Source organism: Nocardioides sp. GCM10028917 (genome assembly GCF_042666175.1).
Classification (GTDB): domain Bacteria; phylum Actinomycetota; class Actinomycetes; order Propionibacteriales; family Nocardioidaceae; genus Nocardioides.
Genome location: NZ_JBHTFL010000007.1, coordinates 1 through 24,936, shown reverse-complemented (window position 1 = coordinate 24,936; position 24,936 = coordinate 1). Strand labels below are relative to the sequence as shown.

Annotated in this window: 25 protein-coding genes and 1 pseudogene; 11 read left to right on the top strand and 15 right to left on the bottom strand. The window is 72.3% G+C overall.

Annotated elements, in window-relative coordinates:
* Positions 1–19: 19 nt before the first annotated feature.
* The 8 genes from ACFQW6_RS09500 to ACFQW6_RS09465 form a co-directional block, all read right to left on the bottom strand.
* Positions 20–433, bottom strand: a complete 414-nt coding sequence (locus ACFQW6_RS09500) for a (deoxy)nucleoside triphosphate pyrophosphohydrolase (RefSeq protein WP_378543728.1) — start codon at positions 431–433, stop codon at positions 20–22.
* A 224-nt stretch (positions 434–657) separates the two neighbouring features.
* Positions 658–1,491 (bottom strand): alpha/beta hydrolase, encoded by an 834-nt coding sequence (locus ACFQW6_RS09495; RefSeq protein WP_378543725.1) that lies wholly within the window; start codon positions 1,489–1,491, stop codon positions 658–660.
* A gap of 33 nt (positions 1,492–1,524) precedes the next feature.
* Complete coding sequence (locus tag ACFQW6_RS09490) at positions 1,525–2,004, bottom strand: hypothetical protein (protein ID WP_378543722.1); 480 nt, start codon at positions 2,002–2,004, stop codon at positions 1,525–1,527.
* Between the two features lie 121 nt (positions 2,005–2,125).
* A complete protein-coding gene (locus ACFQW6_RS09485) occupies positions 2,126–3,745 on the bottom strand; it encodes a LuxR C-terminal-related transcriptional regulator (protein WP_378543719.1) in 1,620 nt (539 codons plus the stop codon).
* Between the two features lie 33 nt (positions 3,746–3,778).
* Positions 3,779–4,891, bottom strand: a complete 1,113-nt coding sequence (locus ACFQW6_RS09480; protein WP_378543716.1) for a flavin-containing monooxygenase — start codon at positions 4,889–4,891, stop codon at positions 3,779–3,781.
* A 226-nt stretch (positions 4,892–5,117) separates the two neighbouring features.
* The gene (locus tag ACFQW6_RS09475; RefSeq protein WP_378543714.1) at positions 5,118–5,582 is read right to left on the bottom strand and encodes a hypothetical protein; all 465 of its coding nucleotides are present in this window, start codon (positions 5,580–5,582) and stop codon (positions 5,118–5,120) included.
* Between the two features lie 112 nt (positions 5,583–5,694).
* The gene (locus tag ACFQW6_RS09470) at positions 5,695–6,288 is read right to left on the bottom strand and encodes a hypothetical protein (protein ID WP_378543711.1); all 594 of its coding nucleotides are present in this window, start codon (positions 6,286–6,288) and stop codon (positions 5,695–5,697) included.
* 140 nt (positions 6,289–6,428) lie between these two features.
* On the bottom strand, positions 6,429–6,818 hold the full coding sequence (locus ACFQW6_RS09465) for a DUF2237 family protein (RefSeq protein WP_378543708.1): 390 nt from the start codon (positions 6,816–6,818) through the stop codon (positions 6,429–6,431).
* A gap of 90 nt (positions 6,819–6,908) precedes the next feature.
* Between ACFQW6_RS09465 and ACFQW6_RS09460 the strand changes: the two genes are divergently transcribed.
* Positions 6,909–7,097, top strand: a complete 189-nt coding sequence (locus ACFQW6_RS09460) for a DUF1918 domain-containing protein (protein WP_378543705.1) — start codon at positions 6,909–6,911, stop codon at positions 7,095–7,097.
* 46 nt (positions 7,098–7,143) lie between these two features.
* Here ACFQW6_RS09460 and ACFQW6_RS09455 read toward each other — a convergent pair whose 3' ends face one another.
* Together ACFQW6_RS09455 and ACFQW6_RS09450 are read right to left on the bottom strand one after the other, a co-directional pair.
* The gene (locus ACFQW6_RS09455; RefSeq protein ID WP_378543702.1) at positions 7,144–9,258 is read right to left on the bottom strand and encodes an MMPL family transporter; all 2,115 of its coding nucleotides are present in this window, start codon (positions 9,256–9,258) and stop codon (positions 7,144–7,146) included.
* Positions 9,259–9,409: 151 nt separating this feature from the next.
* Positions 9,410–12,853 carry a BTAD domain-containing putative transcriptional regulator gene (locus ACFQW6_RS09450; protein ID WP_378543699.1) on the bottom strand — a complete coding sequence of 1,148 codons (3,444 nt, stop codon included), beginning with the start codon at positions 12,851–12,853 and terminating at the stop codon, positions 9,410–9,412.
* 96 nt (positions 12,854–12,949) lie between these two features.
* On the opposite strand from ACFQW6_RS09450, the gene ACFQW6_RS09445 reads away from it, so the two are divergent.
* Positions 12,950–13,678 (top strand): hemerythrin domain-containing protein, encoded by a 729-nt coding sequence (locus ACFQW6_RS09445; RefSeq protein ID WP_378543696.1) that lies wholly within the window; start codon positions 12,950–12,952, stop codon positions 13,676–13,678.
* On the opposite strand, the gene ACFQW6_RS09440 is transcribed toward ACFQW6_RS09445, so the two are convergent.
* Entirely contained in the window at positions 13,639–14,271 is a 633-nt protein-coding gene (locus ACFQW6_RS09440) for a cupin domain-containing protein (protein ID WP_378543693.1), read from the bottom strand. The genes ACFQW6_RS09445 and ACFQW6_RS09440 overlap by 40 nt on opposite strands.
* An 82-nt stretch (positions 14,272–14,353) precedes the next feature.
* Positions 14,354–15,292 carry an acyl-ACP desaturase gene (locus ACFQW6_RS09435; RefSeq protein WP_378543690.1) on the bottom strand — a complete coding sequence of 313 codons (939 nt, stop codon included), beginning with the start codon at positions 15,290–15,292 and terminating at the stop codon, positions 14,354–14,356.
* A gap of 129 nt (positions 15,293–15,421) precedes the next feature.
* Between ACFQW6_RS09435 and ACFQW6_RS09430 the strand changes: the two genes are divergently transcribed.
* From ACFQW6_RS09430 to ACFQW6_RS09415, 4 genes are read left to right on the top strand one after another with little or no spacing between them, the layout of a single operon-like run.
* The gene (locus tag ACFQW6_RS09430) at positions 15,422–16,006 is read left to right on the top strand and encodes a TetR/AcrR family transcriptional regulator (protein WP_378543687.1); all 585 of its coding nucleotides are present in this window, start codon (positions 15,422–15,424) and stop codon (positions 16,004–16,006) included.
* A 2-nt stretch (positions 16,007–16,008) separates the two neighbouring features.
* Positions 16,009–16,626 carry a VC0807 family protein gene (locus tag ACFQW6_RS09425; protein ID WP_378543685.1) on the top strand — a complete coding sequence of 206 codons (618 nt, stop codon included), beginning with the start codon at positions 16,009–16,011 and terminating at the stop codon, positions 16,624–16,626.
* 39 nt (positions 16,627–16,665) lie between these two features.
* On the top strand, positions 16,666–17,640 hold the full coding sequence (locus ACFQW6_RS09420; protein ID WP_378543682.1) for an SPFH domain-containing protein: 975 nt from the start codon (positions 16,666–16,668) through the stop codon (positions 17,638–17,640).
* Between the two features lie 11 nt (positions 17,641–17,651).
* On the top strand, positions 17,652–17,891 hold the full coding sequence (locus tag ACFQW6_RS09415) for a hypothetical protein (protein ID WP_378543680.1): 240 nt from the start codon (positions 17,652–17,654) through the stop codon (positions 17,889–17,891).
* A 35-nt stretch (positions 17,892–17,926) separates the two neighbouring features.
* On the opposite strand, the gene ACFQW6_RS09410 is transcribed toward ACFQW6_RS09415, so the two are convergent.
* Positions 17,927–19,114, bottom strand: a complete 1,188-nt coding sequence (locus ACFQW6_RS09410; RefSeq protein ID WP_378543677.1) for a zinc-dependent alcohol dehydrogenase — start codon at positions 19,112–19,114, stop codon at positions 17,927–17,929.
* A gap of 148 nt (positions 19,115–19,262) precedes the next feature.
* On the opposite strand from ACFQW6_RS09410, the gene ACFQW6_RS09405 reads away from it, so the two are divergent.
* Positions 19,263–20,534: a YbjN domain-containing protein gene (locus tag ACFQW6_RS09405; protein ID WP_378543674.1), complete on the top strand. Its 1,272-nt coding sequence runs from the start codon at positions 19,263–19,265 to the stop codon at positions 20,532–20,534.
* Between the two features lie 46 nt (positions 20,535–20,580).
* The gene (locus tag ACFQW6_RS09400) at positions 20,581–22,245 is read left to right on the top strand and encodes an NERD domain-containing protein (protein ID WP_378543671.1); all 1,665 of its coding nucleotides are present in this window, start codon (positions 20,581–20,583) and stop codon (positions 22,243–22,245) included.
* 28 nt (positions 22,246–22,273) lie between these two features.
* Here ACFQW6_RS09400 and ACFQW6_RS09395 read toward each other — a convergent pair whose 3' ends face one another.
* The gene (locus ACFQW6_RS09395) at positions 22,274–22,924 is read right to left on the bottom strand and encodes an endonuclease/exonuclease/phosphatase family protein (protein ID WP_378543668.1); all 651 of its coding nucleotides are present in this window, start codon (positions 22,922–22,924) and stop codon (positions 22,274–22,276) included.
* A gap of 72 nt (positions 22,925–22,996) precedes the next feature.
* Between ACFQW6_RS09395 and ACFQW6_RS09390 the strand changes: the two genes are divergently transcribed.
* Both ACFQW6_RS09390 and ACFQW6_RS09385 read left to right on the top strand, forming a co-directional pair.
* Positions 22,997–23,245: a nuclease-related domain-containing protein gene (locus ACFQW6_RS09390; RefSeq protein ID WP_378543665.1), complete on the top strand. Its 249-nt coding sequence runs from the start codon at positions 22,997–22,999 to the stop codon at positions 23,243–23,245.
* Positions 23,246–23,272: 27 nt separating this feature from the next.
* Positions 23,273–23,809, top strand: coding sequence for a hypothetical protein (locus ACFQW6_RS09385; protein WP_378543662.1), 537 nt, complete (start codon positions 23,273–23,275; stop codon positions 23,807–23,809).
* On the opposite strand, the gene ACFQW6_RS09380 is transcribed toward ACFQW6_RS09385, so the two are convergent.
* Entirely contained in the window at positions 23,800–24,441 is a 642-nt protein-coding gene (locus ACFQW6_RS09380) for a nucleoside/nucleotide kinase family protein (RefSeq protein WP_378543659.1), read from the bottom strand. The two genes, ACFQW6_RS09385 and ACFQW6_RS09380, sit on opposite strands and share 10 nt — an antisense overlap.
* A 295-nt stretch (positions 24,442–24,736) precedes the next feature.
* Here ACFQW6_RS09380 and ACFQW6_RS09375 point away from each other — a divergent pair.
* Positions 24,737–24,936 (top strand): annotated as a pseudogene (locus ACFQW6_RS09375) (HNH endonuclease); the annotation flags it as partial.

Below are 24,936 nucleotides of genomic sequence, written 5' to 3'. Positions count from 1 at the left end.
CAAAATGAGATTCAACGGTTCACCGAGGCCGTCGCGGATGCCCAAGCCGCTGCTCAATTCGTTCGATGGCGGGTATGTCCGCAGGAGCCCACTCGAGCCTTCGAAGGTCGCTCGGCTCGCTCCACACAAGATCTACGTGCTCAACCAGCTGCGGCGTCCCGGATACGAGGTTGCAGTAGAACGTCGTCAGGTGCACGACGCCGAAGTCGTACTCGTGGCTGGTGGTAGCGACTTCGTCACCGACCGCGATGTCACAACGAAGTTCCTCTTGGATCTCGCGCATCAGAGCCGCTTGCGGCGTCTCACCGTGTTCGATCTTGCCCCCAGGGAATTCCCACATGCCGGGCAAGGAACCGTTCGGTCCTCGTTGAACGGCCAGCACCTTCCCTTCGGAGACGATGACCGCGCCCACAACGTGAATCTGCTTCTTCACTGGTTCCCTTTGCTCGGGTTGCAAGCCTACGGAACCACTAGGCCAAGAAGGGCCAAGCGGCAGGAGTGGGGCGCCACGGGGCGTGACTCACTCCCCACCCGCGGCGCAGCCTCGTGCCGAAGCTGAAACCGCGTCACGATAGAAACACGGCCCATCAACCCCGATACCCGCCCGGAGTCCCCGCCTCCGGCGGGCGTCCCTGCCGTTGGGGGAGTCCGCCGCCGTCAGCCCACGGTGGCTGCGAGCCGTTCGACAGCACCGGCGACCCGCGGACCGAACATCACCGCGTCGTTGTGGTCGGCCCCCTCGAGCACGACACGGTCGATGAGCGACGGCGCTGCGTCCGCGACTCGTGCGCTGAGCTCGGTCGGCACCACGCCGTCGCGGTCGCCGTAGATGACGGTGACGGGTACGTCGCTCGCGGCGATCGGGTCGAGCACTGGGAACCGGTCGCGGAGCATCGTGCGGACGGGCAGCCACGGATAGTGGTGCCGACCGACGTCGGCGAGGCTCGTGAACGGGGACCTCAGCACGATCCCGGCCGGACGGTGCCGCTGCTGCAGGCCCGCGACCACGCCGGTCCCCAGCGACTCGCCGAAGAAGATCGTGCGGTCGAGGGGGTGGCCGAGCTCGACCAACGCGCGTACGGCCGCGTCGGCGTCTGCCTCGAGTCCCTCCTCGCTGGGGGTGCCGGGGTTGCCGCCGTAGCCGCGGTAGTCGACCAGCAGCACGCTGAGCCCGCGGTCGCCGAGCCGACGGGCGAGGTCGACCCGGCCGGCACGGTTGCCACCGTTGCCCGGGGCCATCAGCACGGCCATGCCGGTGTCGCGCTTGGCGTCGGCAGGCAGGTACCACGCACCCAGCTCGAGCCCGTCGGTCGTCTCCAGCGTGATGTCGCGAGCGCCCGGGAGCACCTCACTGGCGGGTGGTACGTCGCTCGCGTCGGGGAAGTAGATGAGCTGGCGCTGCAGAGCCCAGACCGCCGTCAGGCCGACGGCCACGACAAGCACCACGACCACGAGCGTCACGACGATCCCCCTGCCGCGAAGGCGTGCCATCGCCTCATGGTGGCACGCCTTCGCGGCCAGCACTCAGGAGTCGAACACCTCCACGTTGGCTCGTCCCTCGGTGGCGAGGATCAGCGAGATCCAGCCGTCCGTCCCGCGGAGACGGCGCTGCGTGGCGTCGGTGACGACGTAGCTGCCGACGAGCCGGTGGGTCACGACGTAGGTGGCGTCGGCGTACTCGCCGCACACCTGACCGACGGCGTCGAGACGCAGGGTCCGCCTGGGGGAGGTCACGTCGAGGGTGCCGGTGGCGGGCTCGCAGGATCCGGGTGCCGGCAGCGAGCCGTCGTCGGCGGCCAGCGTGGCGACGTACGTGCCGTCGAAGGGATCGCCGGTGACGGACCCGGCGAGGTGTGCGGTGCCGGCCGCGTCCAGCGAGTACGTGCCGACGTCGGCTCCACGCAGGTCCACGAGGGGCTTGGGTGCGGCGACGGCGGGGGACGCAGCCGTCGACATGGCAAGTGCTGCGACGGTGAGGACGGCGGCCTGGGTGGTGGGTCTCATCGGTGGGTGCTCCTGGTCTGGGGTCGATGGGTGTAGACCAGAACGTGTCACCCTCCGCTTGACCCCGACCTGAGGACGACTTGAGCGCCGCTGGAGCCCGCGAGCAGGTGGGACGCCCCCGTCACATCAAGCCGTGCTCGTAGGCGTACGCCGCCGCAGCCGTCCGCGACCCCACTTCGAGCTTGGTGAAGATGTTGGAGAGGTGGCGGGCGACCGTCTTCTCCGAGAGGACCAGGCCCGCGGCGATCTGGGGGTTGGTGCGGCCGGTGGCGACGAGGCGCAGCACCTCGACCTCGCGGGGGGTGAGTCCGGCCGGGGAGGAGTCCGGCGCGAGCGAGGCGGACACGGAGTCCGCCGCCGGGCGGGCACCCAATCGGCGGAAGCAGTCGCGCGCCGCCTCGAGCTCGCGGCGCGAGGCGTCGACGTCGCCGAGCCGAGCGAGCGCCCTGCCGCGGAGGACGCCGGTGCGGGCGGTGTCGTACGGCGCGGACGCGCGCGCCCACAGCTGGCCTGCCTTGCGGAGGAAGGGCAGCGCGCCTGCCGGGTCGTCGGCAGCGAGCTCGACCGCACCCGAGCACTCGGCGGCCATCGCGGTGTGGAGCTCCGAGCAGGCCAGGGACGCCAGCTCCTCGGCGGCCGTCCGCGCGCGGTCCACGTGCCCGGTCGCCACGAGTACGTCGACCGCGGCCGGCAGCACGCTGCACCTCGCGACGGCGCCGGCGGCCTCCTCCAGCAGACGCTCGACCGCGGCCAGCGCCGCAGCACCCTGCCCGCGCGCGAGCCACAGCAGGGCCAGCCCGGGCTGGGGGTCGCAGCCGTGGTCGGCGGCACGCTGGTAGGCGGCGTCGGCCTCGTCGAGCTCGCCGCGCAGGCGCAGGACGTCGCCGGACTCGCGGGCGGTGAGCCCGATCGCGTCGGGGGACCCGGCCTCGACGTACCGCTGCGCAGCGAGCCCCAGCTCGGACAGCGCGGCGGGCCAGTCGCCGTGCATGCGGAGCAGCTGGGCGCGGTGCAGCGCGCACTGCCCGGTGAAGAGGAGCAGCCCGGGCTGTGCGGAGCACCACCGCTCCAGGGCGGAGGTCCACTCCGCCACGCGGCCGAAGTCGCTGATCTCCTGACAACCTTCGATCGCGGTGCAGTAGACGTGCCCGGCGATGACCGGCGTGCACTCGCCGGCGATCACCCGCACCATCGCCTCGTCGAGGCAGGCGAGGCCCTCGGTGACCCGGTCGGTGTAGAGCCGCAGCCGCCCCTGGCCCGTCAGTCCCATCGCTACGAGGTTGGGGTCGCGGTGCCGGCGTCCCGCGTCCGTGGCGAGGTCGGCCTGCGCCGAGGCCTCCGGGATCTCGCCCCGGCCGAGGTGGCCGAACATCTGGACGAAGGCCACCCACCCCGCCTCGGCGCAGTCGGTGCCGGTCTCGTCGAGCAACGCCTCGGCCCGTGCCGCCCATCCGGAGAAGAGGGCCGGCTCGCCGTGGGTGGCGCAGCTCATCGCGAGCCTGACGGCCGCGCGTACGGCCGCCTGCGGGTCGCCCGCCTGTTCCTGCAGCCGGAACTCCTGCTGCAGCGCCAGCACTGCCGCGTCGTGGTGCCCGAGCAGCTCGGCGGCCGTCGCGAGGTCGTCGAGGTCGGGGGGCGTGAGGAGCGCGAGGTCGGTCGCGGACCAGGCGTCGTACGCCGCCGGCCAGTCGCCGCGCGCGTAGGCCTGACGCGCACGCTCGACGTCGTCGGCCACCTCCATCGCGCACACCTCCGGCTCCGAGCGTACGGCGACTCAGGCCGCCGCGGGGTGGCTCGAGGTCGCCTTCCCCAGGCTGCGGGAGCGGGCCGCGACCCGGTCGGCGACGAAGGCCGCGTCCCGCCCGACACCGGTCATGAGCATCGAGCTGAACGAGTACTGGAAGGCCAGGCCGCAGAAGAACAGGCCCGGGGCGTCGGCGACCACGCCGCGCTCCTCCTCCGGCCAGCCATCCTCGCCGAGGACCGGCAGGTGGATCCAGTCGAAGGCCTGGCGGAAGCCGGTCGCCCACACGACGGTGGACACGTCGCGCGGCGTGCCGTCGACGACGGGCCTGCCGTCGCGGGACTCCTCGACCCGGCTGGTGACGCGCTCGACGCCGCGCTCGACGAGGTCGCGTCGCTTGACGCGGAGCATCGGGCCGCCGTTGCGCCGCAGCTCCTCCTTCAGCTTGGTGCGCATCGGGCTGCGCCGGGTGAGGACGTGCTTCCAGGCGAACAGCAGCACCGGGAAGACCATCCGGAACGCCGGGGAGCCGAGCCGCGGCGGGATCTCGCCGCAGTCGCGGCCGGCCAGGATCACCGGGTGCGTCTCGGCGAGCTCGTAGGCGATGTCGGTGCCGGAGTGGCTCGCGCCGACGACCAGCACGGTCCCGTCGTTGACCTGGCTGGGTCGGCGGTACTCGCTCGAGTGGAGCTGGAGGATGGCCGGGTCGAGTGAACCGGCCACGTCGGGGAGGAGCGGCGTACGGCCGAACGTCCCGGTGCCGACGACGACGTTGCGACAGGTGAACCGGCCGCGGTCCGTCGTCACGACGTAGCCGTCACCGTCGCGGTCCAGCGCCTGCACCCGCGTCTCGAGGAGCACTGGGAGCTCGAACGTGCGGGCGTAGGTCTCGAGGTAGTCGCCCACCGCGTCCTTGCCCGGGAAGGTCCACCGAGGAGCGGGGAACGGCAGCCCGGGAAGGCTGTCGAACTGGGCGGGGGAGTAGAGCTTGAGGCTGTCCCACTGGCGGCGCCAGTTGTCGCCGACGCGGCCGGCGGCGTCGAGGACGACGAACGGGACGTTGCGGCGCTGCAGGTGGTAGCCGGTCGACAGCCCGGCCTGGCCAGCCCCGATGATCACGGTGTCGATGTCTGTGGTGTCCATGGACCGACGCTCGCGCGCGCGCGTCCCTCCGCGCGTCGGGCGGGACACCCATCTCCCACGTTGGCGAAGGTGGGTGGATCGACCCATCAGCGGTTCGTGTGTGCTCGGCGCGTGGCGTACGACGAGCACCGTCTGGGGCCTGGTCGGGCCGCCGGCGCTGGGGCTGCTGTTGCAGGTGTGCGGCGTCCGGCGGGGCTGGTGGTCGGGGAGTGCTGACCGTTGATCGTCATGGCCTTCCACGTCGCGCTGAGGAACCGGCCCGCGGCTGTCGTGCCGGCCTGATCCGACCGTTCGTCTCGATGACGGCCGTCGACCGGCGTGGCCAGTCCACCCACTCCAGCTCGAGGTCGTCGGTGATCTCCAGCTCGTCGTGCTCACAGACCTCACGGTCCGCGAAGTCGTGCCGGACGACCACTCTGCCGGCGGCGTCGCGCACCTCGAACGAGCCGTCCCCGGCCACGACGCACTGCCGCTCACGGTCGGTGAACTGCGTGTCGAACCGGAACGCCGGGTCCAGGGCGGCCTCCCTGAATGGCTGGCCGTCCCCGTCGAGCACGACGACGCGCAGGTCGTCCCGGTCCGACGCGTTGGTGAGCAGCGCCGTGCCGTCGTCGCTCGCCTCGCCCCCGGTGCAGCCGGCAAGCAAGCCGGCGAGTGCGAGCGCGAGGAGGAGGCGGGGCCGAGCGGTCATGGCGTCCATCCTGCTACCGGAGCCACCCACGCGTGCCGGGTATGGCGATGCCCCGCGCGGAAGCGCGACGGGGCCGGGGCTCCCGAGCGCCCCGGTGTGCCGACGAGTCGTCTCAGCGGGAGGCGAACCAGGGGCGGTGCAGGTCGTAGAACTGCGCGCCCTCCATGGCGTACTCGAGGTCGGACCGCACTTCCGGCGGTGGTTCGACGCTCTCGCCCTGCCGCGCCGCGTCCTCGCTGGTGAAGGCCACGGTCTCGGTGAAGGTGCCGTCCGGCTCGACGGCCAGGGTGCCGCCGATGATGTCGGGCCGCATCTGGTGCAGCGAGTCGGTGTCGGTGGTCATCATCGACCTGAGCCGGTCGACGTCGTCGACCTTGCCCCGGATGACCTGCACGAAGCCGGCGTCGTCGGACCCGCCGTCCATCAGGAGCGTCACGTCGTCGCAGTCGTGGAACTCGACGGGACCGTCGAAGAGCTCCATCATGCGGGCGGCCCACGCGTCCTGCTCGGGCCGGCCGGAGTTGGACATCGCGGCGTCCCGCGACTCGAATCGGACGACACCTACGAACATGTCGTCGTCGGTGAACCCGTAGGTCCCTCCGAGCCAGCCCGGCGCTCCGGAGCTGAGCTCGTTGCGCCACGTGTCCAGGTGCTCGTGGAGCTCCTGCTGGCGCGTGCATGTGCCTTGGATGATCTGGATGAACACGCTGCCCCTCCTCGGTGTGGTCACCCACCTCTCGGGATTGGGGGGTGGGAGGGCAGTCCTCGAATCTACGCCGAAGGCGTGGTGAGTGACAGCGACGGCGGGTGCGTCTAGACCGCCTCGACGCCCCTTGTGGAGACAGCTCAGTCCAGCGCGCTGACGTCCGGAGGCACGTCGACGGAGTGCGCCTGCAGCACCTCGAGGGGTACGACGTCCAGCGCGCGCTCCGAGGTCGCCGAGAGCACGACCGGGGCGGCCGCCCCGGCGTCGTACGCCTGGAGCCAACGGACGGCGACCACGCACCACCGGTCGCCCGGGACGAGACCGGGGAAGTGCCACTCCGGCCGCGGGGTGGAGAGGTCGTTGCCGACCGACGCCTGGTGGGCCAGGAAGTCCTCGGTCATCACCGCGCACACCGCGTGCAGGCCGACGTCCTGCGGGCCGACCGTGCAGGTGCCGTCGCGGTGGAAGCCGGTGAGGGGGTCAGTGCCGCAGGGATCCAGCTCGCCGCCGAGGACGTTGCGCTCCGTCATGAGGAGATCATCGCGCGGCCTGGAGGTCGGGGTGGGGGCCGGGGCACAAGGTCCCTTGCCGGAAGGCCCGGCGCGGCGCATGGTGGATGGATGAAGGCTCAGGTGGGCGACAGCATGGTCGTCGAGAGCAACAGGGTGGACGCGGCCCGTAGGCGCGGGGAGATCGTCGAGGTGCGCGGCGAGGATGGCGGCCCGCCCTACGTCGTGAAGTGGAGCGACGGGCACGAGGGACTCGTCTACCCCGGCGCCGACGCGCACGTCGTACCCGCCCAGGGCTGAGGGCCGGCGCGCCGAGGAAGAGCGCCGGCCCCCGTCCCTGGTCCGCCTACACCCCAACGAGCTCGCGCTCGCGGTCCGCCTCCTCGGCCTCGACCTCGACGCGCACGGTGGGCAGCAGCCGATCCAGCCAGCCCGGGAGCCACCAGTTCCAGTGGCCGAGCAGCGACATCGTGGCCGGGACGAGCACCATCCGGACGAGGGTGGCGTCCAGGGCGATGGCGACGGCCATCCCGAGCCCGAGCTGCTTGACGACCACGTCGCCCTCGGTGGCGAAGCCGAGGAACACGACCACCATGATCGCGGCGGCGGAGGTGATCACCCGGCCCGTGGCCGACAGGCCGCGCACGACGCTGCCGTGCGGGTCGCCGGTGCGCAGGTAGTCCTCCCGGATCCGCGACAGCAGGAACACCTCGTAGTCCATCGAGAGACCGAACAGGATCGCGAACTGCAGGATCGGCATCCAGCTCGAGATCGGCATCGGCTGGTCGACCCCGACCAGCTCCGCGGCCCAGCCCCACTGGAAGACCGCGACCAGCACGCCGTAGGCGGCGGTGATGGAGAGCAGGTTCATCGCCGCGGCCTTGAGGGGCACCAGCACCGAGCGGAACATCAGCGCGAGCAGCAGGACGGATACCCCGACGACGAACGCGATCACCAGCCACAGGCGCTCCTGGAGCATGTCGGAGATGTCGGAGAAGAACGGCGTCCAACCGGTCACCTCGGCACTCGCCGGAAGGGTGGCCCGCAGGTCGTCGATCAGGTCCGGGGTGCGTTCGTCGGTGGGCCCGAAGGCGGGCTCGGCGGTGATGATCGAGAGCGCGCCGTCCGGCGTGGTGACCACGGGTTCGACGCCGGCGATCCGGTCGTCCGCTCGCAGCGTCGCCACGGCCTCGTCCGCAGCCTCCGCGACGGAGGTCGGGACCACCACGGTCAGCGGCCCGTTCGCGCCGGGCCCGAACTCGGCGGCGACGAGGTCGTAGGCCTGGCGCGTGGTGTTGCCCGTGGGCTGGCTGCTCGCGTCACCGGGCCAGGTGCGCAGGTCGAGCACGGGTGCGGCGAGCACCAGCAGGGCGCCGAGGCTGACCAGCGCCCAGACGACCGGCGCGCGGCCGACGCGGGCGGCCCAGCGTGCAGTGAGGGGCTCCCGGGTGCGCTGCGGACGGTTGCGGCGGGCGGCACGGGGGAGGAGCTTGCGCCCCGCCAGTCGGCACAGCGCCGGCACCAGGGTGAGGGCGGCCGCGGCGACGAACACGACGGCGATGGCGGTGGCCAGGCCGAACGAGTCGTACGTCGACAGGCCGGCGAGGCGCAGGCCCATCAGCGAGACCAGCACGGTCACCGCGGCGAACACCACCGACCGTCCGGACGTCGCGACCGCGCGGCCGGCGGCCTCGACGGCGTCGTGCCCGAGGCGGAGGTTCTCCACGTGGCGGGTGACGAGGAGCAGTGCGTAGTCGATCCCCACGCCGAGCCCCACCATCGAGGCGACCATCGGCGCGGAGGTGCTCACCGACATGGTCGCGGCGAGCAGGGCGATGCCCGAGCTGCCCACGGCCAGGCCGGCGACGGCCGCGACGAGCGGCAGGCCCGCGCCGATGGCGGAGCCGAGAGCGATGACGAGGATCAGCAGGGCGATCCCCACGCCGATCAGCTCGCCCCGTCCGCTGATCGGCTCACCGGCGGTGTCGGGGACCTCGCCGCCGAGCTCCACCTGCAGGCCGGCGTCGACCGTCCCGGCGATCGCACCCTCGAGCGGCTCGATGTCGGCCATCAGGTCGGGGTGGGTGATGGGCTCGGAGTACTGCACGGTGAGGACAGCCGTGTCGCCGTCAGCGCTGACCCGGGCAGGCGGGACCGCGGCGACGTGCTCCAGGCCGCGCAGGCGCTCGGTCAAGGTGCCGATCTCGGCGGAGGGGAGCGGGTCGCCCTCGCGGTCGTGGACCACGACGCGGGCGCTGGCGAAGCCGCCGACCCCGTGCTCGCGCAGCAGGTCGATGCCCTGCTGGGCCCGGGCGCCCGGCACGTCCCAGTCGTCGCGCATGGGTGCGCCGAAGGACGAGGCCAGCGCCGCGGCGGTGGCCACGAGCAGGACCCAGGCACTGATCACCCGCCACGGATGGGCGGCGGACGAGCGGCCGAGACGGTGAAGGTACGACGACATGGTGGTCTCCTGGGTGCGGGTCGGGCTGACCCGATGACCCTGAGGGCGCCAGCTTCAGGCGGACTTGGACGCCGCTTGGGTGCGCGACCCAAGAGCGTGGTGACCAGGTTTCGTGACGCGACTTCGTCGCTCCTCAACCAGCGGGGAGACCTCAGAAGGTCAGTCGCTCGCGGTGCGCGCCCAGCCAGTCGGCGTACGCCGTGAAGCCCCACGTGTCGCACTGGTCGATCGCCCGTCCCGCCGCGTCGGTCGCCTCCTGCTTCCTGCCGCTGCCGGCGAGGGCCAGGGCCAGGTAGCCGTCGACCGGACCCATCAGGGTGGAGATGCCGCTGATCGCCATCCGCCCGTGGAGCGGGGTCAGGTGGGCGGCCATCTGCTCCGCCAGGAGTGCGTCGCCCGCGACTGCGGCGGCCTCGGCGACGCTGCACCAGGTGCTGGTGCTGCCCCAGTTGTCCACGTGCGTCGACACCGGCGTCGCCAGCTGCGCGCGCAACCGGTCGGGGTCGCCCGCGCGGGCCGTCGCGAGCAGCAGCACGTCCGCGGCCATGTCGTTGTCCGCGACCGCGATGGCCTGCGCGATCGGCTCGATCAGCTCGCCGATCCGCTCGTCCCACATGTGCGACATCAGGTGGATGCCCATCAGGTGGAGTGCCTCGTTCCCGGGGTTGAGCCGCGGCCGCAGCGCGTGCAGATCGGCCGAGAGCCGTTCGACGGCGGGCTGGTCGCGCCGCAGCGAGGCGAGGCTGAGGTCGATCCACCCCAGCGCCACCTGGGCGTAGGAGTTGCGGCGGCGTGACGCGAGCCGTGCGGTGGCCGCCGCGGAGTCGCCGTACGCCGTCCGGTCGCCCAGCTCGAGAAGGCTGCCGGTCAGCAGGACCGAGGCGACGACCTCGGCGTCCGGGTCCGCTGCCTCCCGCGTGGCACGGAGCCCCTCCCGCGCCAGGTCGAGCCGGAGGCCTGCGTGGGCCGGGGTCCAGAGGGCCTTCCAGGCGGTCGGTGCCGCCCAGGCCAGCAGGGCGGGGTCGCCGATCCGGCGGGCCATGGCGACGCCCTCCTCGGCGAGCGCCCGCAGCTCGGCCTGCGCCGAGGGGTCGTAGTAGAGCAGCACCGCGAGGGCGAGCATGACCCGGCAGCGCTCCGCCGAGTCACCGTGGGGCAGCTCGGTCAAGGCCCAGCGCAGGTCCTCGACAGCGTCCTCCGGCACCTCGTTCCACTGCTGGGGCATCCAGACCGACCCGTCGGTGGCGGCCGCAGCCGCCGCCGCGAGCCTGGGCAGGTCGTCCTCGCGCCGGGCGAGTGCGATCGCCTCCTCCGCGCACGGCAGCACCTGGTCCCACTCCGCGTTGGGACGGCAGTCGCGGGCGCGGGTCAGGAGCAGGTCGATCCGCTCCACGGTCGTGCCGAGCGGGTCGCGTCGGTGCGCGTCGATCGCCGCCGCGACGAGCCGCTCGGCCTCGACCCACGAGAAGGTACGACGCGCCTGCGCGGCCGCGTTGGCTGCCGCCCGCCAGGCCCGGCCGACGTGGGTGGGTCCAGCGGCGAGCCAGTGCCGGGCGAGCTCGGCGACCCGCTCCTCGCGGACGACCATCCCGCCGACCGCGGCGTCGTCGTCGGCGAGGGTGTGGGCCACCTGCGCGTGGAGCCGCGCCAGGCGCGACGGGCTCGCGGTCGTCGCGACGGCGTCGCGGGTGAGGGCGTGGGTGAAGGCAGCGGTCCCGGCCTCCGGGTCCTCCACGAGCCCTGCCTCGCGAGCCGGCGTCAGGGCGTCGTCGACGTCCTCCACCGGCTCTCCCGCCACCGCCGCCAGCAGGTCCAGCGAGAAGCGGCGGCCCAGGACGGCGGCGAGGAGGAGCAGCTCGCGAGTCGGCTCGGGCAGGCCCTGCAGGCGGCGCACGATGACGTCCCGGACGGTCGCAGGCAGCGTCGTGCTGTCGCGGGCGTCGAGTCGGGCGAGCTCGACGAGGAAGTAGGGGTTGCCGCCCGAGCGCCGGTGCCAGTCGTCCACCACCTCGGCGGGCACGACGGTGCCGGCCACGGCGGCCACCAGGTCCCGGGCCTGCTCCGGTGCCAGGCCGGACAGGTCGAGCCGGGTCACGTGGTGGCGCGCCAGCTCCTCGCCGACCTCGGCCAGGTCGCCGGTCGGCTCGGGCAGCCTGCGCCGCGTGACGACGACCGCCAGGCGGTGGCCGGGTGCGGCGCTGGTGACGAGGTGTCGCAGCACCTTGAGGGAAGCGGTGTCGGCCCAGTGCAGGTCGTCCAGCACCAGCAGGACCGGCCCGGACGACGACCGGGAGGTGACCGCGTGCGCCAGGGTCTCCCGGGCGCGGAACGCCTCCCGCTCGGCACCGTCGCCGGTGCCTGACGGTGCGCCTGTCAGCAGTGCCCCGACCTGGGTGTCGAGCTCGCCGTCGTCGGCGAGCTCGCGCAGGGCCTGGCTCCAGGGCCACAGGCTGGGGGCGCCGTCGTCCTGCGAGCAGCTGCCCGTCGCCACGCGGAAGCCGCGCTCGCGCGCCGCGGCGATGACCTTGGCGAGCAGCCGCGACTTGCCGATGCCGGGCTCGCCGACGAGGAGGGCGGTCGCGGGCGTGCCCGCCTCGGCGCGGGCCAGCACGTCCAGCAGGGCCGCCTCCTCGGTCTCGCGGCCGACCGTCGGCCACCCGGCCGTCGTACCGGTCGCTGACGGGGCCGGCGAGGGGGCTGGTGGCGGGGGCGCCGACGTCGCCGGGACGGTGGGTGCCGTCACAGGCCCGGCCGCGACGGGAGCACGCAACCACTGGTGCAGGGCGGGGTCCTGGACGAGCACGGCCTGCTCGAGCTGGCGCAGCTCGTGCCCCGGGTCGAGGCCGAGCTCGTCGGCCAGGACGGACCGGATCCGGCGCAGCGCGGCCAGCGCCTCGGCCTGCCGACCGGAGCGGGTCAGGGCGAGCGCGTGCAGCGCCCAGACGCGCTCACGGAGCGGGTACCTCGCCGTCGACTCCTCGGTGGCGGCCACGACGACCGCGTGGTCACCGAGGGCGAGCAGGCCAAGGACCCGCGCCTCCTCGGCGTCGAGCCGGAGCTGGTCGAGCGACGCGCGCTCGAGGACGACCTCGGGCTCGTCCGGGAGGTCGGCGTACGCGTCACCGGTCCACAGGGCGAGCAGCTCCTCGATCCGGTCCACGCCGTGCGAGATCTCCCCGCGGGTCGGCCAGTCGGCGCTCGGCCCGGCGGTGAGCTGCGCGGCGAGGGGCGCGAGCGACCGGTGAAGGGTGCGGACCTCGTCGGCGAAGCGGTGCGCGTCGACGTGCTCGCGGCCGATCGCCAGCCGGTAGCCGTGGTCGCTCGTCAGCAGGACCCGGGGCTTCTCCCGGGGCCCGAGGCCCGGCTCGAGGACGCGACGTACGCCGGAGAGGTAGGAGTGCAGGGTGCCGTGGGCACCGCGCGGCGCGTCCTCGCCCCACACCAGTCGGACCAGCGCGTCGGGTGGGACGTCGCTGCCGAGCCGGAGAGCCAGCGCGGCGAGGACCGAGCGCGGCTTGCGGGCGCCGACGTCCACGGTGGCTGCCGGGTCCTCCCCGAGCGCCACCTGGCTCGTTCCGAGCACGCGGACCCACACGCGCAGCAACGTAGCGGGAAAGCGGCCCAAGTCGCTCTGGAGTCCGGCTCAAGAGTCGGGGGAGATCGTGCTCGCACCACCAGCCGAGGAGAGCCCATGAAGCACACCGGGACCAGCCCGTCGTACCGCCCACAGCTGACCCTGCCCGGGCAGGCTCACACCGCCGAGGGCCCGCACGACCAGACGGGGATGTACGTCATGCACCACGCCCTGCGGCGCGACTTCGACAGGTTCGCCGCCGCCGTGGAGGGCACGCCGATCGCGGAGCACGAGGTGTGGGCCGCGCTGGAGCGGCGCTGGGTCGCGATGGCCGACGTGCTGCACCACCACCACTCCGCCGAGGACGACGAGCTGTGGCCGTTGCTGCAGCGGCACGCCGAGGCCGCCGCCGACGCGGCCGGCCTCCGGGTGCTCGCCGAGATGGAGGACGAGCACGACGACATCGACCCCGCGCTCGAGAAGGTGCGTGACGCCTTCGCCTCGATGAGCGCGCACCCGTGCACCGATCACCGCAACGCGCTGGAGATCCGGCTGGGCGCCGCCCACGAGCTGCTGCAGTCGCACCTGGCCGACGAGGAGCAGCACGCCCTCCCGATGCTGCAGCGGAGCCTCAGCGAGGAGGAGAACGCGGCCTTCGAGACGGCGGTGGAGAGGCGCTACCCGCTGCGCGCGGTCCCGTTCATCCTCCCGTGGGCGATGGACGGCGTGCCGGCCGACGCCCGCGAGCGCCTGCTCGAGTCCGCCCCACCCGGGTACGGGCTGCTCCTGCGCATCTTCCGCCGCCGCTACGAGCGCGGCGAGCGTGTCGCGTTCCGGTTCGCCTGAGAGGCGGCCCTGGCGCTGCGGTCACCGAGGTCGCGGCATCGGCGCGGACGTGTACTGCGGGTACCACCCTCGGTATCCCAGCGTCCGGCCGAGCAGCGCGAGGGGAGTGAAGACGGCTCGCTGGATGGCGGCGGCGGCCGAGCCAGCTGCATCTCGGCGTCGTACTCCCGCAGGATCACCGCCATGCTCAGCAGGTTGGGCAGGCCCTTGCTGTTGGTCCTGCCGTCCTTGGCCAGTCCGAAGAAGGTCTCGAAGAACATCTCGGTGCGCAGTGCCGGCTCGATCTCGACCCGCACGCACGCCTCGTCGTCGCCGACGTTGGCCCAGGTGTGGGCCCGCCCGGGCGGGACGGTCGTGGTCTCCCCGGCCCCGAGGACCCGCTTCCCGCCGTCGACCTCGAACCTCACGGTGCCCTGGACGACCCGGAAGCGCTCCTCCTGGTGCGGGTGCACGTGGGTGGCGGCCGGGTGCCCGCCGGGCCGGGCGAAGATGTCGCCCTCGAGGAGCCGACCGTCGGTGTCCCGCGCGACCCTGAGCCACACGACCCGCTCGCCCGTCACCGGGTGCTCCAGCACGTCACCGGCCCTGGCCATGGCACACCTCCTGCCGACAGTCGACTGTAGGTCCGCCGTCGACGGCACGTCATCACCAAGGCGAGGGGGTCAAGCCCGCCTCCTAGCCGCTCGCCTGGCGCGCCGCCTTCTTCGCTGCCGCCTCGTCCCGTCGCTCGACGAACCGCGTCGCCTCACTGTCGAGCGCGGCGACAGCAGCAGCCAGCTCGTCGCGGGCAGCCTCGCCATCGGCATCCAGCCCCTCCAGCTCCCACACGCCCCACTGCCGCAACAGCGGCGCGACGATGTCGTCGTGGTGGATGCGCAGGTCGTAGATGCCGGCCTTGGCCATCTGCACGGCCTTGCGGGAGAAGCCGGGGATCACGCTGCCGGGCATCTCGAACCCAACGACCTCCTCGGTGATCGCGCGCATCGTCTGGCTGGGGGAGAGCTCGAGGGCCGCGGTGACGATGTTGCGGTAGAAGATCATGTGGAGGTTCTCGTCCTTGGCCACGCGGGCGAGCAGCTTGTCGGCGATCGGCTCCTCGGTGTAGCGGCCGGTGTTGCGGTGCGAGACGCGGGTGGCGAGCTCCTGGAACGACACGTACGCGCAGACGTTGAGCAGCGACTTGTCCATCGCCTCGTAGCCCGTCTCCATCGTCTCCATCCGCGCGCGCTCGAGCTCGACGGGGTCGACGCCGCGGGTCACGAGGAGGTAGTCGCGGATGCAGAACGCGTGCCTGCCCTCCTCGGCGGTCCACCGGTTCACCCACGTGCCCCACGCGCTGTCGCGACCGAAGGCGCGGTCGATCTCGCGGTGGTAGCTCGGGAGGTTGTCCTCGGTGAGCAGGTTGACCTCGAGCGCCGTGCGCGCGATGGGCGAGAGCTGCGACTGCGCGACCTCCCACGGATCGCCGCCGAGGTCGGCGAAGTCGCGGCCCAGGCTCCACGGGACGTACTCGTGGGGCATCCACTCGTCGGCCATCGCCATGTGGCGGTTGAGGTTCTCCTCCACCACCGGCTCGAGCTCGGTCAGCAGCTGGGTGCTCTCGAGTGCGGCCATGCCATCTCCTCGTCCGGCGGTCGCGAGGGCGGGCGCCTCACCCTCCCTGCCTACACCCGAGGGCGGTCCGGAGGCTAGGCCCGTCGGTGGCATTGCGCGGTGCATGACGCCGGCGCTACCGTCTTACTCATGCAAGTAACGGCTCGCTCGACAGCAGCAACTGCGCGCCGTGCCCAGATCCTCGAGGCAACGATCGAGGTCATCGCGGAGGAGGGCTTCGCCAGGGCCTCCTTCGCGCGGATCCGCGAGCGGGCCGGCCTGTCGAGCACCCGGCTGATCAGCTACCACTTCGCCGGCAAGGCCGAGCTCGTCGCGGCGCTGGTCGAGCACGTCGTCGCCGGGATCGGCGAGCACGTCGGCGCGCGCGTCATGGCGGCGGAGACGCCGGGCGAGCGCCTCAGGGCCTACATCGAGGGCGTCGTCGGGTACGCCGACGCCCATCGCGCGCCCATGTCGGCCCTGCTGCAGGTGGTGGTGTCCGGCGCGTGGGGCGACGGCAGGCCGGCCCCGAGCGACGTGAGCCACCTCGAGCGGATCCTCGCCGGCGGCCAGCGCACCGGCGAGATGCGGGCCTTCGACACCCACGTCATGGCCAGCACCATCCAGCGGGCCGTCGAGGCGGTGCCGTTCCAGCTGGAGGCCGACGCCGACCTCGACTGCACGGCGTACGCCGCCGAGCTGGTGGAGCTCTTCGACCGCGCGACGAGGGCCTGACCGTGGCTCTGCTCCGACCGCTCCTCGGGATCGTCGGGTCGACGGCGCTCTACTACCTGATGCGTCACCTCGGTGTCGGCGTGTACGCCGCGCTGGTCGTCGGCGCGGTGCTGTCCCTGGTCCCGGCGTGCGTGTCGCTGCTCCGCGGCAACCGCCCCGGCGGGCTCGAGGCGTTCTTCACGGTCCTGCTCTTCGCGAGCTTCTCGATCTCCCTGGTCCCGGGCGACGAGCGGTTCCTGCTCGCCAAGGACGCGGTGGTCACCAGCGGCGTCGGCCTCTGGTTCCTCGCCAGCCTGTGGTGGGCCGACCGGCCGCTGGCCTACCAGTTCGCCAGGCCGATGGTCGAGGGCCGGCTCGGCTGGCCGGGCGACTGGGAAGGGCTCTGGGAGCGCGAGCCGTGGTTCCGGCAGATGTGGCGTACGGCGAGCACGCTCTGGGCGATCGGCACGCTGCTCGACGCCGGCGCGCGGGTCGTCATGGCGTACACCCTCCCGCCGGACGTGGTGCCTGCGCTCAACCTGGCGACGTACCTCGCGACCGCCGTCGTGCTCAACGTGGTGACGACCGTCGTCTACGTACGAGCAGGTGCCCTGGGAGGGCGGCGGCGGGTCAGAATGTGATATCTATTTGTCATCACATTCTTGAGAGGGGCTGACCGCATGGACGAGGACCGGGCACTGCAGCAGGAGATCGGTGAGTCGGAGGGTGGTCCGCCGGCAGGACACCCGGTGGGGCACGAGGGCACGCGGGTGGACGTGACCGAGCGCCAGGCGTGGTCCGTCGACGGCTTCGCCGGGCTCGCCGTGTCGCTGCTGCTCCTCGGGCTGGGCGGCTGGATGGCGGTCGCCGGCATCATCGACGCGGACGCCGGCCGCGGTGGCATCGGCCTCATCGTCGGCGGCGTCGCGATCATCGTCCTCGCACTGCTGCTCTCCGCCTCGCTGACGATCGTGGCGCCCGGGCAGACGAGGGTCGTGCAGTTCTTCGGGCGCTACGTCGGCACCGTGCGCAAGCAGGGGCTGCGGATGATCGTCCCGCTGACCACCCGACGCAACGTCTCGGTCCGCGTGCACAACTTCGAGACCAACGAGCTCAAGGTCAACGACGCCGACGGCAACCCCGTCAACATCGCGGCCATCGTCGTCTGGCAGGTGGCCGACACGGCCCGGGCGACCTTCGCCGTCGAGGACTACGAGGACTTCGTGGCGGTGCAGGCCGAGTCGGCCCTGCGGCACGTGGCGATGAGCCACCCCTACGACAACGCTGCCACGGAGGTCACCCTGCGCGGCGACACCGAGGTCATCTCGGCCGAGCTCGCCTCGGAGGTCGCCGAGCGGATCGCCCTGGCCGGGCTGGAGGTCATCGAGGTGCGGATCTCGGCCCTGGCGTACGCCCCCGAGATCGCCCAGGCGATGCTGCAGCGGCAGCAGGCCTCGGCCGTCATCGCCGCACGCGAGAAGATCGTCGACGGCGCGGTCGGCATGGTCGAGAGCGCGCTCGCGCAGCTGGAGCAGAAGGACATCGTCGAGCTCGACGCCGAGCGCAAGGCGGCCATGGTGTCCAACCTGCTCACGGTGCTCTGCTCCGAGCGCGGCACGACCCCCGTCATCAACACCGGCTCGCTGTACACCTGATCGGGTCGTCCGTGAGCGAGGAGGCGGGGGAGTCGGCTCCCAGGCGAGGCGCAGAGCGCAAGTCCGTGCTGCTGCGCCTCGACCCTGCCGTCCACTCCGCCCTGCAGCGCTGGGCCGCGGACGACCTGCGCAGCGTCAACGCCCAGATCGAGCTGCTGCTGCGCGAGGCACTGCGGGCCTCCGGACGCGCGCCGCGCGACGCCGGTCCGGTGCCGAAGCGGGGACGTCCCCCGAAGGACCGCGAGGACTGACCCACGCGGGTCGCGGGTCAGGTCCACGTCGCGGCTCAGGGCTGGAAGACCACCTTGACCATGCCCTCCTCCTTCTTCTGGAAGTGCGCGTAGGCATCGGGCGCCTCGGTGAGCGGGAGGTGGTGGGTGGCGAAGGCGTCGACGCCGAACGGGTCGTCCTCGACCAGCATGGCGAGCAGCTCGTCGGTCCAGCGGCGCACGTTCGCCTGGCCCATCCGGACCTGGATCTGCTTGTCGAAGAGCTGCATCATCGGCAGCGGGTCGGCCTGACCGCCGTAGACGCCGGAGATCGAGATGGTGCCGCCGCGTCGTACGGCGTCGATGGCGGTGTGCAGGGCGGCGAGGCGGTCGAGCCCGGCCTTCTTCATCATCGGCTCCGAGATCGCGTCGGGCAGCAGGCCGGTCATCTTCTGCACGACCTGCGCGCCGGCGGAACCGTGGGCCTCCATGCCGACGGCGTCGATGACGGCGTCCGGGCCCCGGCCGCCAGTGGCCTCGCGCACGACGTCGCCCACGCTGCCGACGTCCTCGGCGTCGTCGAGGTTGAGCGGCTCGGCGCCGAAGGCCTCGACGCGGGCGAGCCGCTCCGGCACCCGGTCGACGGAGATCACGCGGTGGCCAGCACGTACGCCCATGCGCGCCGCCATGTCACCGATCGGTCCGGCACCGAGGACGAGCAGCGTGCCGCCGTCGGGCACGTCGGCGTACTGCAGCGCCTGCCACGCGGTCGGCAGGACGTCGGAGAGGAAGAGGAACCGGTCGTCGGCGTGCTCGTGCGGCACCTTGACGGGCAGGAAGTCGGCGAACGGGACGCGGAGGTACTCCGCCTGCCCGCCGGGGACCTGGCCGTAGAGCTTGCTGTAGCCGAAGAAGCTCGCGCCGGTGCCGTGCTCGTGGTTCTGCGTGGTCTCGCACTGGCTGTAGAGGCCCTGGCCACACATCCAGCACGAGCCGCAGCAGACGTTGAACGGCACGACGACGCGGTCACCGACCTTGAGGTTGCTGACGCCCGCGCCGACCTCCTCGACGATGCCCATCGGCTCGTGGCCGACGATGTCGCCCGCCTCCATGAACGGCGCAAGGGTCTCGTAGAGGTGCAGGTCCGAGCCGCACAGGCCGGTCGACGTGATCTTGATGATCGCGTCCGACGGCTCCTCGATGCGGGGGTCGGGGACCTCCGTGACCTGCATGTCGTGGACGCCCTGCCAGGTGACTGCCTTCATCGCGCTGAACCGCCTTCGGGTCGGGGGTGGTCGGAGGCGTCCGGTACCCGCGTGCGCGCGGTGCATGCGAGCCCGACCCGGTGTCGGTGGTCGTCCCTAGAGTCGTGGTCGTGGGGATCGCGGGGGCGATCCGGTGAGGGGTCGAGGCATGGGCGGAGAGCTGGAGCGTCGGTGGGACGACGCGGTGGAGGCGGCTTGGCGGGAGTTCCGCCAGCGCCTGGCGGACCACGTCGCCGGGATGGGCGAGGAGGACTCGATCGTCGTCGAGCTGCCACAGCAGGGGACGGCGGCGGCGCCCTACTGCCAAATGGCAGGCGGTGACGCGATGGTGCGCGTGGAGGCGGTGAGCAACGTCTACCTCGCCGCCGGGTCCGAGCTCGACCAGGAGCAGGAGCGCGCCCTCGAGGGGATGGGCTTCCACCGACCCGAGGCCGAGGACTGGTCCGAGGGCGAGACCAACTTCTGGCTCGACCTCGAGCAGCGGCAGGCCGACCGGGCAGCCGTGATGGTGGTCCGGGCGCTGCGCGAGGTCTACGGCGTGCTCCACCCGGTCTACCTCGACGCCGGCGGCCTCGAGCCGGAGGGTGCCGTACGCCCTCTGCCGCCGCAGCCGCACCGCGCCGAGGCCGACCCGGACGAGATCGTCCGACCGTCGTCGGTCGAGGAGGTCCGGGCGGTCATCGACCTGGCGGTCGCCGGCACCTTCGACGAGGCGCCGGAGTGGGACGACGACGGTGACCTCCCGCTGCCGACGGAGGACCACCTCGTCTGGGTGTCGATCAACAACAACGCTCCGCGGGCTCTGCTCTCGTGCCTGCTGGTCGACGACGTGGCGGACCGCCAGGCCGCGCTGGTCGAGGTCAACCGGCTCAACCGCACCGAGTTCGGCCTGACGTTCGTGCTCACCGACCAGCGCATCAGTGTCACGCGCGAGCTCGGGCTCGAGGTGGCCGAGCCGGCCGCCGTCCGGATCGAGATACTCCGGATGCTGTCGCAGGTCGACGGGTGGGCACGCGACCTCGCCGAGCGCGTCCGCACGGCGCCCGAGCCCGCCGGCGAGCGGCCGGGCAGCCGGTTCGAGACGGCGTACGCCGTGATGGCCGAGCTCGAGCGCGACGACCGCGGGTCGGTGGGGCCCGCCGCGATGGTGCGCATCTACGGCAACGACACCGGCCTCCTGCTCAAGGCGATCCGGATCACCGAGAAGCGCCGCCGGGAGACGCGCACCCGGATGCGGGAGGCCAGGGCAGCGGGCCGGCGGACCCAGGAGAAGGTCGCGCGGGCACGACACGACTACCTCCGCGACCTGGCGGCACGGATGCGGGCCGGGCTGCGACTGATGGTCGACGCGCCGGTGCGCAAGGTGCAGCTCGACCAGCTCGCGCTCTTCGACGAGGACGAGGCCGGGACCACCCGGTGACCGCGTTCGGCCCACGCCAGGACCGGATCGGTGATGGGGTGGTCGCATGCCGCGCCTGATCCCGGAGAGCCCGACCTTCACCACCGGCTCCGAGAAGGAGGTGTGGGAGCGGCTGCGCGACACGCTCGCCGACGACGACGTCCTGCTGGCCAATCTCCGCCTCACCGACGGCGACAAGGACCACGAGGCCGACCTCGTCGTGCTCATGCCCGACATCGGCGTGCTCGTGCTGGAGGTCAAGGGCGGCAGCGTCACGGTCGAGCCGGACGACGCCGAGGGACACCGGTGGTGGACCCGAAGCGGGGGTGGTCGCCGGCAGATCCGCCCGGTCGACCAGGCGCGCAGCACCAAGCACGCGCTGCGCCGCTACGTCGACCAGCACCCGCGCGGCGGCACCACCCGCCGCGTGGCTTGGGGACACGGCGTGATCGTGCCCTACACGCGGTTCGACGCGGACTTCAGCGTTCCCGAGCTGCCGCGCTGGTCGCTCCACGACAAGGACGACCAGGCCGTGCTGGCTGAGAGGATCCGCAACACAGCATGGTGGATGCAGCACGGCGACCGGCCGCCGACCCACGACGACGTCGAGGTGATCACCGACATCCTCACGGGGCGGTTCCCGACTCCCTACGACGTCAACGCGGAGTCGGACGACCGCGCGGCCGAGTTCGACCGGCTCACCATGGAACAGGCCTCCATCCTCCGCGTGACCCGACTGCTGACCCGCGTGGAGGTGCGCGGCGGCGCCGGCAGCGGCAAGACCGTCCTCGCCCTCCAGCAGGCCAAGGAGCTGGCTCGTGGCGGTCAGGGCCGCAAGTCGCAGCGGGTCGCGCTGCTCTGCTACTCGATCGGCCTCGCGGAGCACCTCCGCCGCCAGGTGGCGACGTGGGACCGCCGCCACCGACCCGCGTTCGTGGGCACCTTCCACGCCTTCGGCCAGCAGTGGGGTGCCGCCGAGGGCGACCGCACGGACAGCGAGTTCTGGGAGGAGCGGCTGCCGGCCGAGATGGCCGAGCTCGCCGAGGAGCTGCCCGACAACCACAAGTACGACGCGGTGATCGTCGACGAGGCGCAGGACTTCGCGGACTCCTGGTGGACGCCGGTGCTCAGGTCACTGCGCGACGAGGAGCAGGGCGGTCTCTACGTCTACTCCGACGAGAACCAGCGGATCTTCGCGCGCTTCGGCCGGCCTCCGGTCGCCCTCGTTCCGCTCGTGCTCGACCACAACCTCCGCAACACCCAGCAGATCCATGACTCCTTCGGACCCCTCGCGCCCAGCCGCATGTACTCACGGGGTGGCCACGGGCCGGCCGTCCGGTTCGTCCCTGCCAGCCAGGAGGACGCAGTCGAGGCGGCCGACGACGCCGTCGATGCGCTGCTCGAGTCCGGGTGGGAGCCGCGCAACGTCGCCCTCCTGACCACCGGGCACCGCCACCCGGTCCAGGTCGAGCGGACCGACTTCCACGACCAGGAGGGCTACTGGCGCACCTACTGGGACGACGACGTCTTCTACGGCCACGTCCTCGGCTGCAAGGGGCTCGAGCGTCGGGCCGTCGTGCTGTGCCTCAACGAGGACGGATCACGCGACCGTGCCCGCGAGCGGCTCTACGTCGGGATGTCGCGTGCCACGGACGAGCTGGTGGTCGTCGGAGATCCCGACACCGTTCGCCGGGTGGCGGGCGGGGACGTCGCCCGGAGGCTCGGGTTGTGAGGTGCGTCGGACGAGGCGCGACTGACGCTCAGAGGTCGGTGTCGACGACGTAGGCGTCGTGGTCGGACAGGCGCTTGCCCTCGTGCGTGGCTTCGAGGCGTCTGGCCGCCGCCGCTCTGCCTTCCCGGACGGCGATGTGGTCGATGCTGCGCAGGCCCTCGATCGGGTGGGGCAGCTCGGAAGTCGGGACCACCAGGCCGAGCTCCTCGACGGCTCGTGTGACCTCGCGGCGGCCGCCCTGCGATCCGGCGTACTCCCGACCGGCCAGGGCGTGGTTCCAGTCGCCTCCCCAGACCAGCGAGTCGGCAGCGCGGAGGCGCAGGAGCAGGTCGTCAACGACGTGCTTCGTCTTGTCGGCGTGACGGGCACCGACCCACGGATGGCGCGCTCCGCATGACTTCCACGGCAGCACCGAGCTGACGTACGTCGTCGCGCCGACCTGTGCCTGCGCGCTGGCGGGATGCGGGTCTGGGCTCGAGGCCATCGGCTGCCGGCTGGCGACCGCCGCCCACCAGCGTCGCCGAGCCGTGGACGCCTGCGACGGGCTGACGGCGTAACCGGGGAGACTCGTCCGTTCGCTGACCTCGGTCAGCAACCAGACGTCGCAGTCGGCGTCGAGCATCAACCTCCGGTGCTCGTCCGACCAGCGTCCGGCGAGGTTCCACGTCCCGATGCGCACGGCGGCATCATGGCGGATTCGCCTGCGTGCCGTGGAAGAAGTGCCTAGGCTCGCGCGCCGGGGGTGACAGGCATGTCAGCAGGAGAGTCCGCGTACGACGTTGCGCGCAGGCAGCGGGAACAGGCCGCACGTCTCGAGCGCTCGGCCGCTCTGTGGGAGCAGGGCGCAGCGGGGGAGGTTGCTGTGGCTACGGCGTTGGCCGCGCTTCCTGCCGGCTGGGTCGTGCTCCACGACCTCGCCTGGCCGGGGCGCCAACGCGCCAACCTGGATCACGTCGTCATCGGGCCAGGTGGGGTGTTCGTCGTGGACGCCAAGAACTAGTCGGGGAGCATCGAGGTCCGTGACCACGTGCTGACACAGAACGGGAGACGTCGCGAGGATGCCGTCTCCTCCGTGACGGCGGCAGCGATTGCAGTGCAGGCACTGGTGTCACCCCGGGGCTGTGTCGGCGTGCTCTGCTTCGTGCGCGATGAAGAAGTCACCGCCACGTCCTGGAACGTGACTCTGTGCTCGACGGCGAACCTCGTTGCCACGCTGACCTCTCGCCCGCCGGTGCTCGGCCCGGACGAGGTGGCTCACTGTGCGGACGCGATCCGTCGCGGCGCGGTGCGACCGGTTGTGTCACCTCACGAGGCCGCGACCCCCGCGCGCCGTCCGTCGAGGCGTCGTTCCCGGCCGGTGCTTGCGATGGCGGGCGCTCTGCTGCTGCTGGCGGCCGTGATCACTGGCGGCCTGCAGAAGGCGGGAGAGTGGGCAGGCCAGCAGTACGCCGGTGTGATCGCGCCGGACGAGTCCTCGGAGCCGACTCCCGTCCAGAAGCAGAAGAGGACCCCTGCGCGGAAGAAGAACCGGGCGACCAAGGACGCCGTCAACGGTCACAGCTGATCGAGCCGCACGACCAGGTCTGCGGCGTCACGGGTGGCGCTGATCAGCCGAGCATTGGGCTCGTCGACCCGCTCGACCCAGGTGCGGGCAGCGTCGGGGGACTTGCCGAACTGCTCGTGCCGGCGCACCAGCCGCTCGCGGCGTACGTCGTCGTCGACCTCGACGTGCCAGACCTCGGCCAGCAAGGGGCGTACGCGCTCCCAGCCGCCGTCGGGCAGAAGGAGGTAGTTGCCCTCCGTGACCACGAACCGAGCCGACGGCGGGATCGCGATGGCGGCGGCAATCGGTTGCTCGAGGTCGCGCTCGAAGCCCGGGGCGAAGAGCGTGCGGTCGGGTTGCTCGTGCAGACGGCGAAGCGCGGCGACGTAGCCGTCGACGTCGAAGGTGTCGGGCGCACCCTTGCGGTTGCGGTGTCCGAGCCGGTCGAGCTGGACGTCCGCGAGGTGGAAGCCGTCCATCGGCAGGTGGCCGACCGCCTCAGCGCCCATCTCAGCGCGCAGCTGCGACAGCAGCGTCTCGGTGAGCGTGGACTTGCCGGCGCCCGGCGCGCCGGTGACCCCGAGCAGGACGCGGCCCGGCCGGTCGAGGAGCGCCCGGGCGCGGTCGAGCAGTGTGGCCGATGAGCGGGTCACGTGGCTTGGGAGCCAGCGTCCGGGACCGTCGGTGCGCGCATGCCGCGAGCGTAGTGCAGACGTTGTCCACACGCTCGAAAACTCTGGCGAATACTGCTTCGTACGGGTAGACTGGGCCGCACGTTCTCCCACAGATCCGGGCCACCAGGACATAGTCACCAGTGCGCTCAACCCGGGCTCGGAGGGCGAGTTGCGAGGGTGAGTAATAGTCCGTGATCCGGGCCTCCAGGAGCGACGACCATCGATTCGACCGCGCGCGTGGTCGACCCGTACGTCGACGTGGAGGAGTCCCGTGGTGTCGCATCCGATCCTTGCTGCGGCCTGTGACGTCAGGTCGGTGCTGAAGGCGGTCGCCGACGCGAATCCGACGTTCATGTCGACCGTGGACAAGGCGGCGGCGTTGCGGGAGCTGGTGGCGGCGGAGGCCCAGATGGTGGAGCTGCGGTTGCGGATCCTCGCCGACGCCGGCGACCTGGCTGGGGACACGGCGGCGAA

Coding starts and splice junctions, on each gene's coding strand:
- ACFQW6_RS09445 (WP_378543696.1), top strand. CDS start 12,950: ATGAAGCACACCGGGACCAGCCCGTCGTACCGCCCACAGCTGACCCTG.
- ACFQW6_RS09480 (WP_378543716.1), bottom strand. CDS start 4,891: ATGGACACCACAGACATCGACACCGTGATCATCGGGGCTGGCCAGGCC.
- ACFQW6_RS09420 (WP_378543682.1), top strand. CDS start 16,666: ATGGACGAGGACCGGGCACTGCAGCAGGAGATCGGTGAGTCGGAGGGT.
- ACFQW6_RS09405 (WP_378543674.1), top strand. CDS start 19,263: ATGGGCGGAGAGCTGGAGCGTCGGTGGGACGACGCGGTGGAGGCGGCT.
- ACFQW6_RS09435 (WP_378543690.1), bottom strand. CDS start 15,292: ATGGCCGCACTCGAGAGCACCCAGCTGCTGACCGAGCTCGAGCCGGTG.
- ACFQW6_RS09460 (WP_378543705.1), top strand. CDS start 6,909: ATGAAGGCTCAGGTGGGCGACAGCATGGTCGTCGAGAGCAACAGGGTG.
- ACFQW6_RS09475 (WP_378543714.1), bottom strand. CDS start 5,582: ATGACCGCTCGGCCCCGCCTCCTCCTCGCGCTCGCACTCGCCGGCTTG.
- ACFQW6_RS09430 (WP_378543687.1), top strand. CDS start 15,422: ATGCAAGTAACGGCTCGCTCGACAGCAGCAACTGCGCGCCGTGCCCAG.
- ACFQW6_RS09495 (WP_378543725.1), bottom strand. CDS start 1,491: ATGGCACGCCTTCGCGGCAGGGGGATCGTCGTGACGCTCGTGGTCGTG.
- ACFQW6_RS09410 (WP_378543677.1), bottom strand. CDS start 19,114: ATGAAGGCAGTCACCTGGCAGGGCGTCCACGACATGCAGGTCACGGAG.
- ACFQW6_RS09390 (WP_378543665.1), top strand. CDS start 22,997: ATGTCAGCAGGAGAGTCCGCGTACGACGTTGCGCGCAGGCAGCGGGAA.
- ACFQW6_RS09465 (WP_378543708.1), bottom strand. CDS start 6,818: ATGACGGAGCGCAACGTCCTCGGCGGCGAGCTGGATCCCTGCGGCACT.
- ACFQW6_RS09490 (WP_378543722.1), bottom strand. CDS start 2,004: ATGAGACCCACCACCCAGGCCGCCGTCCTCACCGTCGCAGCACTTGCC.
- ACFQW6_RS09440 (WP_378543693.1), bottom strand. CDS start 14,271: ATGGCCAGGGCCGGTGACGTGCTGGAGCACCCGGTGACGGGCGAGCGG.
- ACFQW6_RS09400 (WP_378543671.1), top strand. CDS start 20,581: ATGCCGCGCCTGATCCCGGAGAGCCCGACCTTCACCACCGGCTCCGAG.
- ACFQW6_RS09455 (WP_378543702.1), bottom strand. CDS start 9,258: ATGTCGTCGTACCTTCACCGTCTCGGCCGCTCGTCCGCCGCCCATCCG.
- ACFQW6_RS09485 (WP_378543719.1), bottom strand. CDS start 3,745: ATGGAGGTGGCCGACGACGTCGAGCGTGCGCGTCAGGCCTACGCGCGC.